This is a genomic window from Pseudoalteromonas sp. T1lg23B, from assembly GCF_002964665.1.
Taxonomy (GTDB): domain Bacteria; phylum Pseudomonadota; class Gammaproteobacteria; order Enterobacterales; family Alteromonadaceae; genus Pseudoalteromonas.
The window spans coordinates 1-16,457 of sequence record NZ_PQBZ01000005.1 but is presented as its reverse complement, the minus strand read 5'-3'; the positions used below and the strand labels follow the sequence as shown (position 1 = coordinate 16,457).

Here is a 16,457-nt window from a genome sequence, read left to right as displayed (position 1 = left end):
ATGGCGGCGTTTGAGTATCGTGCCTTAGATGGAAAAGGCAAAGATAAATCAGGGATTTTAGAGGCTGATACTGCCAAGCAAGTTAGGCAAATGCTGCGTGAAAAGGGGATGATGCCGCTTGAGGTTTCCCCTGCTGCTGAGAGAGACAAGCAGCAAAGTGGCGGCGGTGGCTTCAGGCTATTCCAAGGGTATAAACCTTCGGTGGCAGACCTTGCTCTAATCACCCGCCAATTAGCGACCTTGATCCAGTCTTCATTACCTGTAGAAGCGGCGGTTATGGCGGTTGCTGAACAGTGTGAAAAACCCAGACTAAAGCGCATGCTGATGTCGGTACGCTCAAAGGTTGTAGAAGGTTACACCCTAGCGGATGGTATGTCAGAGTTTCCACACGTGTTTGATAATTTATATCGCTCAATGGTTGCCGCGGGTGAAAAATCCGGGCACCTCGATCAAGTACTGAACCGTCTTGCCGATTATACCGAGCAACGTCAGCATATGCGTAGTCAAATTACCCAAGCCATGGTGTATCCCACTATTTTGGTAATATTTGCGATTGCAATAGTGTCGGTTTTGCTCGGTACGGTTGTACCGAAGATACTGAAAACATTTGAGAAATCAAAACAGGTTTTGCCATGGACCACTGAGTGGGTAATGGCAGCCAGTAATTTCGTTCAGAATTACTGGCTTATCAGCCTTGTGGTCTTAGTCGGTAGCGTTGTGTTATTTAAACGTGCTTTGCAACAGCCAAAGTTTCGCTTTTGGTATGACAGCAAAATGCTGATGATGCCCGGGATTGGTAAAGTGAGTCGGGGTATTAATACTGCTCGATTCGCACGAACCCTAAGTATTTTGTCATCTAGTTCTGTCCCCTTGCTTGAAGGGATGAAAATCTCTGGGCAGGTGTTAGAGAATGAAAAAATCAAAGCCGCAGTTGCAGAAGCGGCGACACGGGTGAGTGAAGGTGCCAGCTTACGTGCGGCGCTACATCAAACTAAATTGTTTCCACCTATGATGCTGCACATGATAGCCAGTGGTGAGAAATCGGGTGAATTAGAGCAAATGCTGGAACGCGCAGCTAACAACCAAGATCGTGAATTTGAAAGCATGGTCAATGTATCGTTAAAGTTACTGGAACCCGCTATGATAGCCAGCATGGCGGTGATCGTGCTGTTCATTGTAATGGCAATATTGCAGCCAATAATGGCGATGAATAAAGCTGTGGGCTTATAAGTCCATAGTAAACAATTCAGCATGTGCATCGCATGCTGCACAGAGTTTAACTTTTGAGGGAAAATATCGTGAAGAAGCAAGCAGGTTTTTCATTACTAGAAGTAATGGTAGTACTGGTTATCATTGGTATGATCATGTCTATCGTGGCACCAAACATCATGGGTCAACAAGAAGAAGCAGCTTTGGATAAAGCAAAGTTAGATATTCAGCAACTGGAAGATGCAATGAATATGTACAAGTTAAAAAACAAAGCTTTTCCAACCACTGAACAAGGTCTAGAAGCACTAGTCACGCAGACTACAATTGACCCAGTTCCGAAGCGTTTCCCTGACGGTGGCTTTATCTCTAAGTTACCAGAAGATCCATGGGGTAATCCTTATCAGCTAGTCAGCCCAGGAGAAATGGGTAAAGTAGACATCTTCTCAATGGGTCCTGATGGAGAAGTTGGCACCGATGATGACATTGGTAACTGGGATGATGAGGCACAACGTTAAGCCCATATGATGCCGTTATCACGTTTATACTCCGCCAAGACACAATCACGAGGATTTAGCTTAATAGAGATCCTCGTGGTGATTGTGATCATCGCTTTTGCTACCAAAATGGTGACTTATAGCTTTGGTGGTGACATAGAAGAAGAGCTAGAAAAGCAAGCTTTGCGGACTCATAGCGTGATAAACATGGCATCTGAGTTTGCAGTATTAAATCAGGTTGAACTCGGTTTTCATCTCGATAAGAACGTACTCGAGATGCTGGTGTTTGATGGTGATAAATGGGCAACATTTGAAGCCGAAGAGTTATACAAGCCCATTGAATTCGATGAACAGTATCGCGTTGCTTTGAACATAGAGGACTTGTCTTGGTCACAAGATAATTTACTTGAGCAAGCAAATTGGCGTGAGTTAATGGGAACCAGTGATGATGAAAGCTTGCTTGAACTGAAAAAACTCAAGGTACCGCAGGTACTGATTTTATCGTCAGGCGAAGTAAGCGCATTTCAATTAACTGTTGAGTTAGCGCAACAAAGTGAGCCGGTTTATTTCATCGAAGGCGAATTTATGGCGCCCGTTATGCTGCGCAAGGAACCTGAATAATGAGACGCGTAACAAGACTGGCAAAAAGTACAGGTTTTACCTTACTGGAAGTGATGGTCGCAATGAGTATATGCGCCATGGCGGGCATCGCAGCTATGCAGGCAACGGGTGAACACATTACCCATATCTCTACATTAGAAGAGCAAACATATGCTTCTTGGGTTGCGGAAAATCGGTTGGTAGAAATGCGCGCTGGCGGCAGTGACTGGAAAGGCAAAAATGGCCTAAAAGGCGAAGAAGAATTAGCCGAGCGAGTGTGGTATTGGCAGCAAAAAGTGACTGCAACTGCCGACCCCAGTTTTGTGAAAGTCAATATTGAAATATTTAGCGACGAAGAGCTCAAGCATTCAGTGTATGACTTAACGACCTTTATGCTCAAGGACAAATCATGATGCGCCAGCGTGGTTTTACATTACTTGAAGTAATGGTTGCACTGGGAATTTTGGCTTTTGTGGTGATGGCGACGCATCAGATCCTAGATTCGACCATAAAGGCAAAAGAAGCGTCTGAAGAAACAATTGCAGAGTTGGAAGCGCTACAAACAACGTTTCGCCTGATGGATCAAGATTTCAGTCAGATGACGAAACGAGAAGTGCGCAATGAATCTGGAGATATCAATCCAAGTTATGTGCTACATGGACGCTTTGAACTGCAAAGTCAGTTTGATGGTATTGCTTTTGTCCGTGATGGGTGGACCAATCCGATTAGTCTTCTAGCGCGTTCAGAATTACAAGCCGTGGGTTATCGAGTTATTGAAGACAAGCTAGAGCGTATTTACCGCGTGCATGTTGATGAGTTAGATGGTGCAGAACCTCGCTCTCAAGTAGTGATAGAAAATGTAGAAGATCTCAAATTTGAGTTTCTTGATGATAAGCAGAAATGGCAGGAAGAATGGAATAAAAAGGCTTTACCACTGGCCGTTGCGGTGACGTTGCAACTTGAAGGTGTCGCGCCGATCAGACGCTTGTTCTTAACTCCGGGTGATGGCAAGGAGCATCAAGCTCCTAGTAGCAGTAGCACGGGTACGGGACGAGATGAACAAGGAAATGATGACAAGCCTCAGGATGATCAGGATAGAGGGAGCAGAGGATGAAGCAACAGCGTGGTGCAGCGCTTATTATCGTTCTGTTCATTGTTGCATTGGCTGCGACTGTGGCGGCAGAGATGGCCGTTAATTTAATGGTGCAGGTGCAAAGAGCGCAGAATATCCAAACTCACCAACAGGCTAAATGGTATAGCTATGGCGCGGAAGAATTGGTGAAAAAAGTCCTGCTAGAGAGCAAAAAAGACGAGCCAGAGAAGGTACATCTTGGCCAACCATGGGCATTGAGTGAAGTTCCTTATCCGGTTGATCATGGTACTTTAAGCGGTGAAGTTAGTGACTTACAAGCATGCTTAAATTTGAATGCGTTACGGGCAGCCAAGAAACAAGGGGCTTCAAGCACCGACACCAATCCTGCCCATCAAGCGTTGTTGTCGTTGTTAACAAATATTGAAGACTTACCGCTGGATGAAAGCGAAGAAGTACTCGCAGATAGCGTTTACGATTGGTTGGATGAAGACAGTATTACCTTTCGCTCAGGTGCAGAAGAAGATGAGTATATGTCGCGTACCACGCCTTATTTAAGCGCCAATAACTTGCTGGCCTCAGAGTCTGAATTAAGGGTCATAAAAGGCTTCAATCCGCTGGTTATGGAAAAAATTAAACCTTATGTATGTGTGATCCCAGGAAACACAGAACTTAAGGTTAACGTCAATACTGTAAAACCAGAACAAGCTCTGTTGCTCAGCGCTTTGTTAGGGGGTCTGAGTGCATCGGGCGCTGAAGCGATTATTTCTGCCCGCCCAGAAAAGGGTTTTGATAGCGTAGAAGATTTTTTCACCGAGGCCAGAAACCAAGGTGCTCAAATAGATAAAGCAAGTGAAGAATTATTTACCATAGATAGTAATTATTTTAAGTTACGCGCAAAAGCAGTGTTTGATGAACGCCGCTTTTCAATGACCTCAATTATTCAAATAAATCAAGGTCAAGCAACCATACTGGCGCGAAAATTTGGAGGCGTACAGTGACAGAAAAATTAGTGATCCGAGTGGGTCAGTCACATAAAAACCCAATACATTGGCTGATTTTCTCATCAATAGATGAGCAAATTATTGCTAGTGGAGAATTAGAAAGCGCGGAGCAACTGCCTCAGTTATCTGAGAAGGCAGCGAATCGAGAAGTGACGCTTCTGCTGAGTGCATCTCAAGTGCAATTGAAGAGTGTGCCATTGCCAGCGAAATGGAATCGTAAACTGGAGCAAGCTTTGCCTTTTATGCTAGAAGAGCAAATCGCTTGTGATATCGATGAGTTGTTTATCGCAATTGGCCAACCAGTATTAAAGGGTGAACAGCACAGTATTGAAGTTGCTATCTGTAATAAAGACTGGCTGCAAGACTGGCTTGCTTTGTTCAAAGAGCACGATATTGAACCTAGCCGCGTGTTACCAGATGCGCTGCTATTACCAGAGCAACAGGATCAAGCATTGTCGATGATAGAACTGGGTCAGCAATGGTTATGTCGTTTAGGGCAATGGCATATCAGTGCCATTGAAAAAACATGGGGCGCGGATTATCTCTATGCTTTGCAACCGAGCAAAATCGTCCATTACAGTCCTGCCGATGGGTTACCTGAAATCGCTCCAAAAGAGGCCAAAGAAGCAGAATATGATTTGCCGTTGGCACTGTTTGCAAAACAGCTAGATAAAGTTTCTTTTAACTTACGGCAAGGCGTGTTTGCAGCGAAGAAGAAACAGCCACAGTGGTGGAAAGATTGGCGCAGTGGCTTGCTTGCTGCGGGTATTGCGGTAGGTTGCTTTGTTATTGTGAAGGGCACTCAGTTGATTATGCTACAGAAACAAGCTGATGAATTTAAAGCACAAGCGGTGGCAACCTATCAACAAGCATTCCCAGGAAAAGTGGTTCGTCCACACCTGTTGAGGAATCAAATTAAGAATGACTTGGATAGCTTAAATGGTTCCGAACATGGTGGCTTTTTGGAACTAACAAACCACCTTGTGGCGGTGTACAGTGAGGTGGAAAACTTTACGCCTGAAACGCTGCGTTATGACCGTCGCCGCAATGAACTTAGGATCCGCGCAAGAGCTGACGGTTTCCAAGTGTTTGGTCAAGTGAAAGCAATTCTTGAACAAAGAGGCTTGGATGTACAACAAGGCTCCCTAAATAATGATGGTGATGTGGTGATCGGCGAGATCCGACTAAGAGGTGATGCATGAAGCAACAGGCATTAAAATACTGGCAGTCGCTTAAGGATCAAGAGCAGAAGTTACTGATTGTTGCAGCGGTTATCTTTGCTATTTTTGTGTTGGTTATGGGGATTTTCAGGCCATTGAATGGTGCAGTTGAACAAGCTGAACGTGATAAATTGCGCCAACAAGAACTTGCTGCGTGGGTGAGCAGTAGTGTGGGTAAGCTAAAAAGCAGTGCGTCCGGTGCTAAACCAATGCACGCCGGCAACCTATCCGTGTTAGTGAATCGTACTCGTAATCAATATCAGATTAATATCAGCAAAATGCAGCCGAGCGATCAGGCACTAAGATTGACTATCGATTCTGTCGAGTTTAATAAGCTAATCGCTTGGTTAGATGAATTGACCAATAAATACGGCGTGAAAATTGATGGTATCGATTTGGCACAAGATAGTTCACCAGGATATGTGCGCGTTAGCCGCTTGTTGTTGGAGAATTAAATATGAAAAGAACAGTTAGTTTAATACTCATTTTTGTCGTCGCTTTTGGTCTATTTACTGTGTATAACATGCCGGCTTCAGTTGCGTTGCAACTAGCGAATAAGCAAATCCCACCAAGCATACAGTTAGGTGCAGTTGCGGGCACCTTGTGGCAGGGTCAAGTCAGTGAAATTAGAGTCAGTAATGTACAATTGAATAATGTACGCTGGCGCATTGATGCTCCGGCTTTGTTGATGGGTGATATGCAAGGGAATGTTCGGTTTGGTAATGCACGCGACAAATCAGAAATATCGGGCGTAGGAGATTTCACATTAGGATTATTTGATCAAACTGTGAGTCTATCTGATGCGTCTATTCGCTTTAGCGTCGAGCAGGCGATATCGCAGGTTACTCTGCCATTACCTGTTAATGCGAAAGGGCGAGTATTGCTCGACATCGACCAATATCACAGTGGTATGCCTTATTGTGAATCCTTGAAAGGGGAGATCCGCAGTCCAAGCATCACAGTTGAAGGGCTGACTGGGTGGTTTGATATCGGTCAGTTGGCTGGAGGTTTGAGCTGTAAGTCAGGTGATATTTCGGTACTAGTTGACCCTGAAAACCGATTAGGTTTGCAAGCGGATGCCGTGTTGGCTGAAAACTTTCAGTTCCGTGTCGCGGGTAATATTAAACCAGATGCGTCATTACCAAAAGAAGTACATGATGCGGTCAAGTTCCTTGGTCGTCCCGATGCGGATGGACGTTACCCAGTTAATTTATAAAGTTAATTATGCTTGATTTTAGTTTTACCCCCGAACATGAAAAATTATTAGCAGACTATTTGGCTTCGCGTAGCGAAGCCATGTCGCTTGCGATGACTCAAGGGTATTTATTTGCCTTGATCTGTGGTCCAAATGCCGTTGATGTTGAGCAATGGCTGCATGACATAAGTGCTGGTGATGACAAGATAGAGGAGTCAGTGGTATTTGCGTTCATGGCTTTGCATCATCATATAAGTGAGCAAGTGTTTGCTGGTCAATATCAACCACCTTGGACAGAGCTCAGTGACTATCAGCAGCGTCATCAATGGAGTATTGGTTTTATCACTGGCGCGCAGCCATATTTTGAAGCCCTCCTGATGGCGAATGCTCTGAGCAATGAACTTAAAGAAGCGTTGCAAGTGGCAACTGAGCAACTTGCCTTTTTCTCGTTGTCACAGTCTCAGGTGAATGATTATTGTAATCAGCTTAACCGTGATGAAAGTGAGTTTCTTGCGCAGCAAAGCAATCTTGCATGTGAGTTTGCAAAAGGCTATGCGCAGTTAATCGAAGTGGTTGCAGTGGCGAGCGGGTTGTACGATGACGAGGACGCTTTCTAAGCGATTTCTAGTTCGATATGAGTACAACCTTTATCACAACATACTTGACCTTTTTGTGCTGCATCAACAGCCAGATTGAGCTTTAGCGGTTTTTGGCATTGCTCACATAAAATAGTTTGTCCGGCACTCAGTTTTTTGAGTAGCTGTTTCTGTTTGTTAAACGAAGCAGCGCGCTGCTTATTAAGTTGGCTGAAGTCCATTACAAAGCTCCTGTTTTGCGCATGGCACTCTCTACAATATCACAAATATTTTCAAGCTTGTCTGTGAAAAAATATAAGCTCATTTCTCTTTCTAAACAATATTGTTTAAAAAAATTCCTCATCGCAGTGTCATCGGCTAACTCTTCATTTAAATGCTCAGCTTGTTCTTCGCTGAGTGTGAGTTGTGCATCTATATCTGCACGAGCGAGGGACGCAGCACTTGGACGTTGTACCTTGGTTGATTTACTCAACATTGAGATCAAGTCTTTGATTAGCTGCTCTCTGGGCTGTTTAATTAGTTCAATGTCTGTTGTGCATAGTGCGACAATAACTAACACGAAAATTAGAAATTTTTTCATAATTGCAGCAACTTTGATCTCAATAAATACAATGTCGCTTGGAGTGTAATAAAATAGCACAGTGAAATGCAAGTTTGGTGGTTTTTTGCTGTAGTGAGCGACTTCAAATGTCAGAAATCTATAAAATAGCGTGTTGTTTGATGAGCTAAATGTGGCATTTGTTGGTATCAATCAACTAGCAAGCTTGCGTATAATACCCCTATTCTGGTTAAGGTTACTGTAGCAAGTACCTGTCGATCATAGCGGCCTAAGGAGCTTCGATGGACAAACAAATTAAAGTCAAAAATATTCCTTCAGAGGTAAAAATTCAACCACCTGATCAGCTACAGCCGGACAGGTTTAACCCGCGTAATCGGATATACGTGCGTGCGGTTCAGGGGCTACATCAATTGTTGCGAAAGCGAATCGGTTTCGTCGGAATGCTGGCGTTTATGTTGTTACCTTGGTTAAGTTTTAATGGACAACAAGCGGTACTATTTGACTTGTTTGAGCAGCGATTCAATATTTTCGGATTAACATTATTACCGCAAGACTTGACGATTCTGGCGTTTATTTTAATGATAGCCGCCTTCGCTCTATTCTTAGTGACCACCTTCTACGGCCGAGTTTGGTGTGGATATACCTGCCCACAAACGGTTTGGACTTTTATTTTTATCTGGTTCGAAGAGAAGTTTGAGGGCTCTGCAAATCAGCGTAAGAAACTAGATCAACGCGCCATGGACTTTGATAAGTTCTGGCGAAAAACAGCAAAACACAGTAGCTGGATGTTGTTTTCTTTGTATACGGCCATCACTTTTGTGGGGTATTTCACCCCTATTCGTGAACTATTGCCCGACCTATTCACTTTTTCTGCCAGTGGTTATGCAACGGTGAGTATTCTCGTTTTCGCTGTGTGTACATACGGAAATGCTGGGTGGATGCGAGAAATCATGTGTTTGCATATTTGCCCTTATTCTCGTTTTCAGTCAGCCATGTTCGATAAAGATACGTTTACCGTGAGTTACGATGCAAAAAGAGGCGAAGAGCGTGGACCACGTTCACGCAAACAGGACCGTAGTGAACTCGAATTGGGTGACTGTATCGACTGTAATTTGTGTGTACAGGTTTGCCCAACAGGTATTGATATTCGCAATGGCCTGCAATATGAATGTATCAACTGCGGTGCTTGTATCGATGCATGTGATGGCGTGATGGATAAAATGAATTATCCTCGTGGCCTTATCTCTTATACAACGGAGCGCAATCTTGAAGCATCGGCTGAAAAAACGAAGCCAATTCGCGGTAAGTTAGTCGGCTATGTGTGTATTTTACTGGTGCTCTCTGGCGCGTTGGTTGCAAACGTTGCGATGCGAAAACCGATGGAGCTAGATATTATTCGTGATAGAAATCAGCTTTATCGGGTCAACTTTGAAGGGTTGGTTGAGAATACCTATACCCTCAAGGTGATTAACAAGGCGCAACAGGCACAAACATTTCATATTGAAGTGCTTGGTTTAACCAGCTTTGAGTACTTAGGCAAGCAGCAAGTCACGGTTGAGGCTGGCCACTCATTAGATGTGCCATTGTCTTTAATCATTGACCCATATGACCTTAAAAAGCCGGTCACAGAGTTTGAATTTGCGATTTATCCGATAGATCAGCCACAATCTAGGATCACACAAACGACGAACTTTTTTAAAGGCAAATAGTCCAGTACACTAAGGTTCATTACTTAAAAGCGGGTTCTCCCGCTTTTTTTATAACTAGAGAGAATTATGAGCGAATTCAGTTTTGCTAATTTAACGCCTGACTTTATTTTGGATGCGATTGAGAGCATCTCGATATACCCCGAGTCAGGCTTATTGGCTTTGAACAGTTATGAAAATCGAGTGTATCAGTTTATAGCTGACGACAATCGCCGATATGTTGTGAAATTTTATCGTCCAGGGCGTTGGAGTGATGAGCAAATACTTGAAGAGCATCAGTTTGCATTTAGCTTGCAGGAAGCTGAAGTGCCCGTTGTTGCACCAATTAAGATAGATGGCGAAAGTCTATTTCATTATCAAGGCTACCGTTTTGCACTATTTCCAAGTGTAGGAGGAAGACAGTTTGAAATGGATAACCTTGATAGCTTAGAAATTTTAGGGCGATATATTGGTCGGATGCATCGTGTGGCTGGTACCACCACGTTTACCCATCGGCCAAGTGTTAATTGTCAGGATTATCTGCATAATGCCAAAGCAGCATTGGTAAAAAGTGAAATGGTGCCAATGCATCTGGAAACTCCATTCATGACGATTCTGGAGCAACTGATAACAAAAACAGAGCAAGAATATCATCAAGTTGACCAGATCCGTTTGCATGGAGACTGTCATGCTGGCAATATTCTGTGGGCCGGTGATAGCTTAATGCTTGTTGACTTAGATGATTGTCGACAAGGGCCTATGATCCAAGACTTATGGATGATGTTAAATGGCGATAGGCAGGAGCAGGTGATACAGCTTGATACTTTACTGTCAGGTTATGAAGAGTTTAATTCGTTCGAGCAGCGACAGCTTAATTTAATTGAGCCGCTGCGTGCGATGCGCATGGTTCATTATATGGGTTGGTTAGCAACGCGGTGGCAAGATCCTGCTTTTCCACGGAACTTTTCGTGGTTTGCAACTGACAAATACTGGGAACAACAGATTTTGGCACTTAAAGAACAGTTCGCAACATTACATGAGCCTGCGCTTAGATTAATTCCTTAGAAAAATTGAGAGATATCCATGTTTAAAACGATAAAACAATCTTTATTGATAATGTGTCTTCCTTTACTGGCGTTTGCTGTCAATGCAGCAGATTTCTCTGATGGTAAGCACTATCAAACGATAGAGAACAAAAAAAGTGAAACACCTAAAGTCACAGAATTCTTTTCTTTTTACTGTCCACATTGTTACCAGTTTGAGCCTGTTGCATTGTCTCTAGAAAAGAGCTTGCCAGAAGGCGCTGAGTTTGAAAAAAGCCACGTAAATTTCTTAGGTGGTGCATCTGCACAGGTACAAAGTAATCTAAGCTATGCATACATCATTGCTGAGCAAGCTGGCAAAGAAAAAGAAGTTGCCGCACAAATCTTTGAAAGTATTCATATAAAAAAGGCTGATCTTCATGATATTAAAGATGTAAAGCAGTTGCTTGCACTAAATGGTATCAGTGAGAAGCAGTTTGATGACAGCCTAAGCAGCATGTTGGTTATTGCACGAGAAAAAGAAATGCAGGACCAGCAAGAGTTATTTAGCAATCTCGGTGCACTAAGAGGTGTTCCTACTTTTATTGTGAATGACAAATACAAAGTGAATATGAAAGAAATCAAAAGCCAGGCTGAACTGGAAGAGCTAGTTAAGTATCTGCTACAAAAATAAGAATTGGAGAATTTTATGTTGAAGTTAGTGAAGGCAGCAGTGGTTGCTTTGATGTTGCCAATGCTTGCCAATGCGGCACAGTTTGAAGAAGGTGTTCATTACAAAGTGGTATCTGAAAGAGGCACTAAAAAGCCAGAGGTGACAGAGTACTTTTCTTTCTATTGCCCAGCATGTAATGCGTTTGAACCGCTTATAGCGCAGTTTAAAGCGAAGTTAGACGATGGGGTTAAGTTCAAAAAGAGCCACGTAGATTTCGTGGGTTCCCGTGATCCTGAAATACAAAAAATGATGGCCAATGCATTGGCAACTGCTGAGGTATTGCCACAAAAAGACGCGATCATTTCAGCGCTGTTCACGCACATTCACACTAAACGTGGAAAAATCAACGAACTGGCTGACGTTAAAGACATCTTTGTTTCACAAGGTGTGGATGCAGAAAAGTTTGATAAGCTATATAAGAGCTTCTCTGTACGTACTAAAGCATCAAAAATGTCGCGTATGCAGGAACAGATGCAAGAAAAGGGAGCATTAACAGGGGTGCCAACATTTATCGTCAATGGCAAATATCAACTGTTATTACGTGAATCGAATACCACAACACCTGAGCAGATCAGCGCGTTAATTAATTATCTCGCAGCTAAGTAATCACTTAGACTTCGCTAGATGAAAAAAGCCTCGATATGTCGAGGCTTTTTTGTTGCTCAATACTTAATTTACTTGCGCTGTAAAAACACACCAGACTCGACATGGTGCGTGTATGGGAATTGATCGAAAATCGCGATGCGAGAAATGGTGTGTGTTTCACATAGTAATTCCAAGTCTCTTTCTAGCGTATCGGGGTTACAAGAGATATAGATTACATTATCGTAATTTGCGACTAGTCGACAGGTTAACTCATCCATACCTGCACGGGGAGGGTCGACTAAAATAGTTTGGCAGTTGTAATCTTGTAAGTTGATACCGTTGAGCCTTGAAAAACTGCGCTCGCCTTTCATCGCCTGAGTGAACTCTTCGCTCGACATGCGAATGATATCTAAATTACTGATGTTGTTTGCGGCAATATTATATTGAGCAGAATGTACAGACGACTTTGAAATCTCAGTCGCTAGCACCTTCTCAAATGATCCAGCCAAAGCGATTGAGAAGTTACCATTACCGCAATAAAGCTCAAGCAAGTCATTTTTCAGCGGTGCACAAATTGATTGTGCCCAAGCAAGCATTTTTTCATTAACCTTCGCGTTGGGCTGAGTAAAACTGTTTTCCACTTGTTGATAGGTGTATTCTTTGCCATTGACGTTTAAGACTTCTGTGACAAAGTCATTACCAAAAATGACCTTTTGCTTACGTGCTCTGCCGATAAAATCTATTTTGTATGTCTGTTGTAATTCTGCGCGCAGTTGTTGCATAGCCTCTTGCCAAGTATCGTCAAGCGCTTTGTGATAAAGCAGGCTTACTAAAATCTCGCCGCTTAATGTCGAGAGATAATCTATTTGGAATAGTTTGCGACGTAATACTTCGTTATGGCGTAATTTGTCCATCATGACTTGCATGATTTCTGAAATGAGTGGTGCGGCAGGATCAAACCTGTCAACTCGGATCTTTTGTTTGGTTTGCTGATCAAACATGATGTGGAAGAGGTCTTCCCCTTCATGCCATACTCTAAACTCAGCTCTTTGACGGTACTGTGTGGTTGGCGAATCATATACTTCAAGTTTAGGGGCATTAAAACGGGCAAATTGCTCGCTGATGCGTTGCTGTTTTTCGTTCAGTTGCTGTGTATAAGTGGAAGTATCGATTTGAATGACAGCCATAATTAGAAAGTACCTTACAAAATAGAGACGCGCTATTTTAGGGAGCGTTGCGGATTTGTCCAGTTTATCGCATAAAAATTGTTTCTTTTTTATACTACATATACTACAGCTTTGCGGATTTTAGCCGATAACTAAGAACGAATAGCTGTATTGACAGCCGGCTGAACGCGATATTTGGAGCCAGATCATGAAAATTGGACAGATACATCAACTACTTAATCCAGGGTTGATTAACAAAGCGAATAAACATGGGATGTTACTCCCAAGTGCAAAATTTAATGTAGACAGTTACTCAGGTGACAAGAATAAGCTGGCTGCAATGGTACTTGACGATAAACTTGCACAGGCTTTGGGGATAGAAAAAAAGCAGGAGAAGGAAAAACCTCTGTTTGATTTTGAGGCCATTACTAAAAATGTGTTGGATTTCGTTACGGCCGCGGTCAGCAAAGCTAAGGTCAATGGTAAGGATGATGATACCTTGCGTGAAATGCTCGGCGCTGCCCGTAAGGGAGTGCAAATGGGCATTGATGAGGCGACTGAAGAACTCAAAGGTGTAAATGCCTTCAATGATGACATTGAGCAAGGTATAGAAAAAGCCAAAGAAGGCATTTTCAAAGGGCTTGACGAATTTGAAAAGTCACTGTTTGATCCTAAACCAGAATCAGTTCAAGTAAGTGAAGCGCAGTTTGCAAGCCTGTCTAATCAGGCTGAATATAGCTTTACGACCGCAGAAGGTGATGAAGTGAAAATCACCTTTAGTGATGCTCGTTCACAAACCAATGCGGCAAGTTACAGCCAAAAAGGCAATGACCATGGCTTGGCTGTAGGTCAACACACTCAGCATGAAGTGAGCTTCTCTATTGTTATAAATGGTGAATTAAATCAACAAGAGCAACAAGCAATCAATGAAATGATGAAGGATGTGCGCGATGTAAGTGATAACTTCTTTGCCGGGGCTTATGATGATGCTTTTGAAAAAGCCAAAGAGCTAAATATAGACAATGACCAGATTGCTAATTTTACGATGGACTTGCGTCAAACAAAAACGTCGGCAGCGATTAGCCAATATCAACAGTCAAATCCTCTCAAAGATTTAGAAAAATCTCTACAGCCATTAGATAAGCAGTTGGAGAATATCCATGAGCAAGGTAAAAAACTGGGCATTGAGAAGCAGTTACCGGACATTATGGCATGGATAAATGAAGGTCAGAGCCGTCTTAATGAGTTTATGGATTATATTCAGGGATTCTTTAACAAACTAAATAGTAATGAAGGTAACGAATAAGTAATTTATTTTTCGTATTCTCCATGGCACACTGCGACTCAAATTAACTAGAAGGGTCGCGGTGTTTTGCCACACATTTTGGTCTTTGATTCTGGGATAGGCGGTACAAGTGTACTTGGCCACATTCAGTCTTTACTTCCTAATGCTCAATACAGCTATGTCATGGACAACGCATTATTACCTTATGGCTTGCAATCAGAACAAACGATTCAATCTCGCCTTGCATGCTTGATAAATAAGATAGCTGGTTTTGAGCGTAAGGTTGATCTCATTGTTATCGCATGTAACACCGCTTCGACCCAAGCGCTTGCTGCTACGAGAAAATTGACATCCATTCCGATCGTTGGTGTGGTTCCCGCGATCAAACCCGCTGCGATACAGAGTAAGAACAGACATATAGCGTTGCTTGCTACGCCTGCTACATCGAATAACGCCTATACCAACGCACTAATCGCAGAACATGCTAACGGATGCAGGGTTGATTTACACCAATCGACGCGTCTGGTCGCTTTGGCTGAGCAATATTATTGGCAGCAAACATTGGATCTGGAAAAGTTAAACCATGAACTGGAATACATTAATATAGATAAACAGGTTGATTGTATTGTCTTAGGATGCACCCATTTTCCAATTCTTAGTACACATCTAGCACAATACTATGGTCAGCAGGTAGAGTTGATTGACTCGGGTTATGCGATAGCCCAGCGAGTTAAATATCTGCTCAAGGACAAAAATGGCGATAGCAATGACATAAAAATGCCGCTGCAATTTTTTGCAACGGCACCCAATGGCATAACTAACAAAGAGGGAATAGCCTCCAGCGCAATTGATCTTAGCTGTTAGTACTTTCTTCTTCGTTATCGAACTGTTTTTGCTTTGCGGCACGTACTTTAAGAGTACGTTGTTGGAATTCCTTATCGTTTAGCTGAGAAATGGCATGATCTGCATCTTTCTCTGCCATTTCGACAAAGCCAAAGCCACGTCGCTTTCCTGTATTTTTATCTTTTAATAGTCTGACGCTAAAAACTTGTCCTTGCTCTGCAAAAAGATCGCGGACTACGCCTTCATTTGCTTTATATGGCAAATTACCAACATAAAGCGTTTTAGTTGCTACTTCGAGCTTGTCATCTTGCATTTGTTTTGGGTTTGTAAAGATAACGGCTAAGCCACCTATAACAATACCAAGAGCGAATAATAGTGGTGCGTTGATCTGGATGCTAGAAAATAAAAATTGCATCACGACAAACCCTACAGCGGCGAACACTGCTGTAATAAGAAAAGACTTTTGGGACGATGATTTCATAATAGAGTTACCAATAAACAGAGGATATACATTAATTTAACAAATAAAGAAGCTATCTTAACGAGATTAATAAACTTCGCAATAATAAAAATAGATATAGCACAGGAAATTGCATTAAAAATAAGCAAAAAAACGTCTTTTTGATGGTTTTGCTTATAAAATCGCCAAACGGTTCGGGTTTTTAAAAAAAAGCTTGATCAAAAAAAGGATCCCCCTATAATGCGACCCCACTGACACGGAGCGCTACGCTGAATAAGCAAAGCAACAACGAGTCAGGGTTGAGTAAAACTTAACTTTAAAACTTCTTAAAATTAAGTGTTGACAAAAAATAGGGAATGCTTAGAATGCACATCCCTCGAAACGCGAAAGCATTTCGAAACGTTCTTTAAAAATATGAAGCAATCATCTGTGTGGGCACTCGTACAGATTGAGTTCTAACAGCAGAACTACCTCGGTAGGGACGCAAACAAATTTAGAGTCTCAATTGAACTGAGTGACCAACGGCGACAAGTTTACTTGTTGCAACACAGTCAATTCGATTTCTTAGGAAATCAAAATCAGAATTCAATGAGCGCCGTTCTTTACTCTTTATTGAGTGAGAACAAAAAAACTTTTAATTGAAGAGTTTGATCATGGCTCAGATTGAACGCTGGCGGCAGGCCTAACACATGCAAGTCGAGCGGTAACATT

At 42.5% G+C, this 16,457-nt stretch carries 20 protein-coding genes and 1 rRNA gene; 17 read left to right on the top strand and 4 right to left on the bottom strand.

Going from position 1 to position 16,457, the window contains the following annotated elements:
• The 10 genes from gspF to C2M32_RS02410 all read left to right on the top strand — a co-directional run bounded on the left by gspF (position 1) and on the right by C2M32_RS02410 (position 7,429).
• On the top strand, positions 1 to 1,230 hold the full coding sequence (gene gspF / locus C2M32_RS02455; RefSeq protein WP_105166944.1) for a type II secretion system inner membrane protein GspF: 1,230 nt from the start codon (positions 1 to 3) through the stop codon (positions 1,228 to 1,230).
• A 68-nt stretch (positions 1,231 to 1,298) separates the two neighbouring features.
• Entirely contained in the window at positions 1,299 to 1,724 is a 426-nt protein-coding gene (gene gspG, locus C2M32_RS02450; protein ID WP_105166943.1) for a type II secretion system major pseudopilin GspG, read from the top strand.
• Between the two features lie 6 nt (positions 1,725 to 1,730).
• Positions 1,731 to 2,324, top strand: coding sequence for a prepilin-type N-terminal cleavage/methylation domain-containing protein (locus C2M32_RS02445; protein WP_234401200.1), 594 nt, complete (start codon positions 1,731 to 1,733; stop codon positions 2,322 to 2,324).
• Positions 2,324 to 2,716 (top strand): type II secretion system minor pseudopilin GspI, encoded by a 393-nt coding sequence (gspI, locus tag C2M32_RS02440; protein ID WP_105166942.1) that lies wholly within the window; start codon positions 2,324 to 2,326, stop codon positions 2,714 to 2,716. The genes C2M32_RS02445 and gspI overlap by 1 nt, the downstream gene beginning before the upstream one ends.
• Positions 2,716 to 3,417 carry a type II secretion system minor pseudopilin GspJ gene (gene gspJ / locus C2M32_RS02435; RefSeq protein WP_105166981.1) on the top strand — a complete coding sequence of 234 codons (702 nt, stop codon included), beginning with the start codon at positions 2,716 to 2,718 and terminating at the stop codon, positions 3,415 to 3,417. Before gspI ends, gspJ begins: the two co-directional genes overlap by 1 nt.
• A complete protein-coding gene (gene gspK, locus C2M32_RS02430; protein ID WP_105166941.1) occupies positions 3,414 to 4,394 on the top strand; it encodes a type II secretion system minor pseudopilin GspK in 981 nt (326 codons plus the stop codon). Before gspJ ends, gspK begins: the two co-directional genes overlap by 4 nt.
• Positions 4,391 to 5,599, top strand: a complete 1,209-nt coding sequence (gene gspL / locus C2M32_RS02425; protein WP_105166940.1) for a type II secretion system protein GspL — start codon at positions 4,391 to 4,393, stop codon at positions 5,597 to 5,599. The genes gspK and gspL overlap by 4 nt, the downstream gene beginning before the upstream one ends.
• Positions 5,596 to 6,072: a type II secretion system protein GspM gene (gene gspM, locus C2M32_RS02420; protein ID WP_105166939.1), complete on the top strand. Its 477-nt coding sequence runs from the start codon at positions 5,596 to 5,598 to the stop codon at positions 6,070 to 6,072. The genes gspL and gspM overlap by 4 nt, the downstream gene beginning before the upstream one ends.
• 2 nt (positions 6,073 to 6,074) lie before the next feature.
• Positions 6,075 to 6,833, top strand: a complete 759-nt coding sequence (locus C2M32_RS02415) for a type II secretion system protein N (protein ID WP_105166938.1) — start codon at positions 6,075 to 6,077, stop codon at positions 6,831 to 6,833.
• An 8-nt stretch (positions 6,834 to 6,841) separates the two neighbouring features.
• Positions 6,842 to 7,429, top strand: coding sequence for a UPF0149 family protein (locus C2M32_RS02410; RefSeq protein WP_105166937.1), 588 nt, complete (start codon positions 6,842 to 6,844; stop codon positions 7,427 to 7,429).
• On the opposite strand, the gene C2M32_RS02405 is transcribed toward C2M32_RS02410, so the two are convergent.
• On the bottom strand, positions 7,426 to 7,629 hold the full coding sequence (locus C2M32_RS02405; RefSeq protein ID WP_105166936.1) for a hypothetical protein: 204 nt from the start codon (positions 7,627 to 7,629) through the stop codon (positions 7,426 to 7,428). The two genes, C2M32_RS02410 and C2M32_RS02405, sit on opposite strands and share 4 nt — an antisense overlap.
• Positions 7,629 to 7,988, bottom strand: coding sequence for a hypothetical protein (locus C2M32_RS02400; RefSeq protein ID WP_158678080.1), 360 nt, complete (start codon positions 7,986 to 7,988; stop codon positions 7,629 to 7,631). The genes C2M32_RS02405 and C2M32_RS02400 overlap by 1 nt, the downstream gene beginning before the upstream one ends.
• A 260-nt stretch (positions 7,989 to 8,248) precedes the next feature.
• Between C2M32_RS02400 and ccoG the strand changes: the two genes are divergently transcribed.
• From ccoG to C2M32_RS02380, 4 genes are all read left to right on the top strand, one after another.
• Entirely contained in the window at positions 8,249 to 9,676 is a 1,428-nt protein-coding gene (gene ccoG, locus C2M32_RS02395) for a cytochrome c oxidase accessory protein CcoG (protein WP_105166934.1), read from the top strand.
• 66 nt (positions 9,677 to 9,742) lie between these two features.
• Positions 9,743 to 10,717, top strand: coding sequence for a serine/threonine protein kinase (locus C2M32_RS02390; protein WP_105166933.1), 975 nt, complete (start codon positions 9,743 to 9,745; stop codon positions 10,715 to 10,717).
• An 18-nt stretch (positions 10,718 to 10,735) separates the two neighbouring features.
• Positions 10,736 to 11,368, top strand: a complete 633-nt coding sequence (locus C2M32_RS02385) for a thiol:disulfide interchange protein DsbA/DsbL (protein ID WP_105166932.1) — start codon at positions 10,736 to 10,738, stop codon at positions 11,366 to 11,368.
• Positions 11,369 to 11,383: 15 nt separating this feature from the next.
• Complete coding sequence (locus C2M32_RS02380; protein WP_105166931.1) at positions 11,384 to 12,013, top strand: thiol:disulfide interchange protein DsbA/DsbL; 630 nt, start codon at positions 11,384 to 11,386, stop codon at positions 12,011 to 12,013.
• Between the two features lie 68 nt (positions 12,014 to 12,081).
• Here the strand turns inward: C2M32_RS02380 and trmA are convergent, their stop codons facing one another.
• Positions 12,082 to 13,179 carry a tRNA (uridine(54)-C5)-methyltransferase TrmA gene (gene trmA / locus C2M32_RS02375; protein WP_105166930.1) on the bottom strand — a complete coding sequence of 366 codons (1,098 nt, stop codon included), beginning with the start codon at positions 13,177 to 13,179 and terminating at the stop codon, positions 12,082 to 12,084.
• A gap of 187 nt (positions 13,180 to 13,366) precedes the next feature.
• Between trmA and C2M32_RS02370 the strand changes: the two genes are divergently transcribed.
• Entirely contained in the window at positions 13,367 to 14,464 is a 1,098-nt protein-coding gene (locus C2M32_RS02370) for a DUF5610 domain-containing protein (RefSeq protein ID WP_105166929.1), read from the top strand.
• Between the two features lie 66 nt (positions 14,465 to 14,530).
• A complete protein-coding gene (gene murI / locus C2M32_RS02365) occupies positions 14,531 to 15,307 on the top strand; it encodes a glutamate racemase (RefSeq protein WP_234401199.1) in 777 nt (258 codons plus the stop codon).
• On the opposite strand, the gene C2M32_RS02360 is transcribed toward murI, so the two are convergent.
• Positions 15,297 to 15,767: an RNA recognition motif domain-containing protein gene (locus C2M32_RS02360; protein ID WP_105166928.1), complete on the bottom strand. Its 471-nt coding sequence runs from the start codon at positions 15,765 to 15,767 to the stop codon at positions 15,297 to 15,299. The two genes, murI and C2M32_RS02360, sit on opposite strands and share 11 nt — an antisense overlap.
• Positions 15,768 to 16,381: 614 nt before the next feature.
• On the opposite strand from C2M32_RS02360, the gene C2M32_RS02355 reads away from it, so the two are divergent.
• Positions 16,382 to 16,457: ribosomal RNA gene (locus C2M32_RS02355) — 16S ribosomal RNA — on the top strand; the annotation flags it as partial.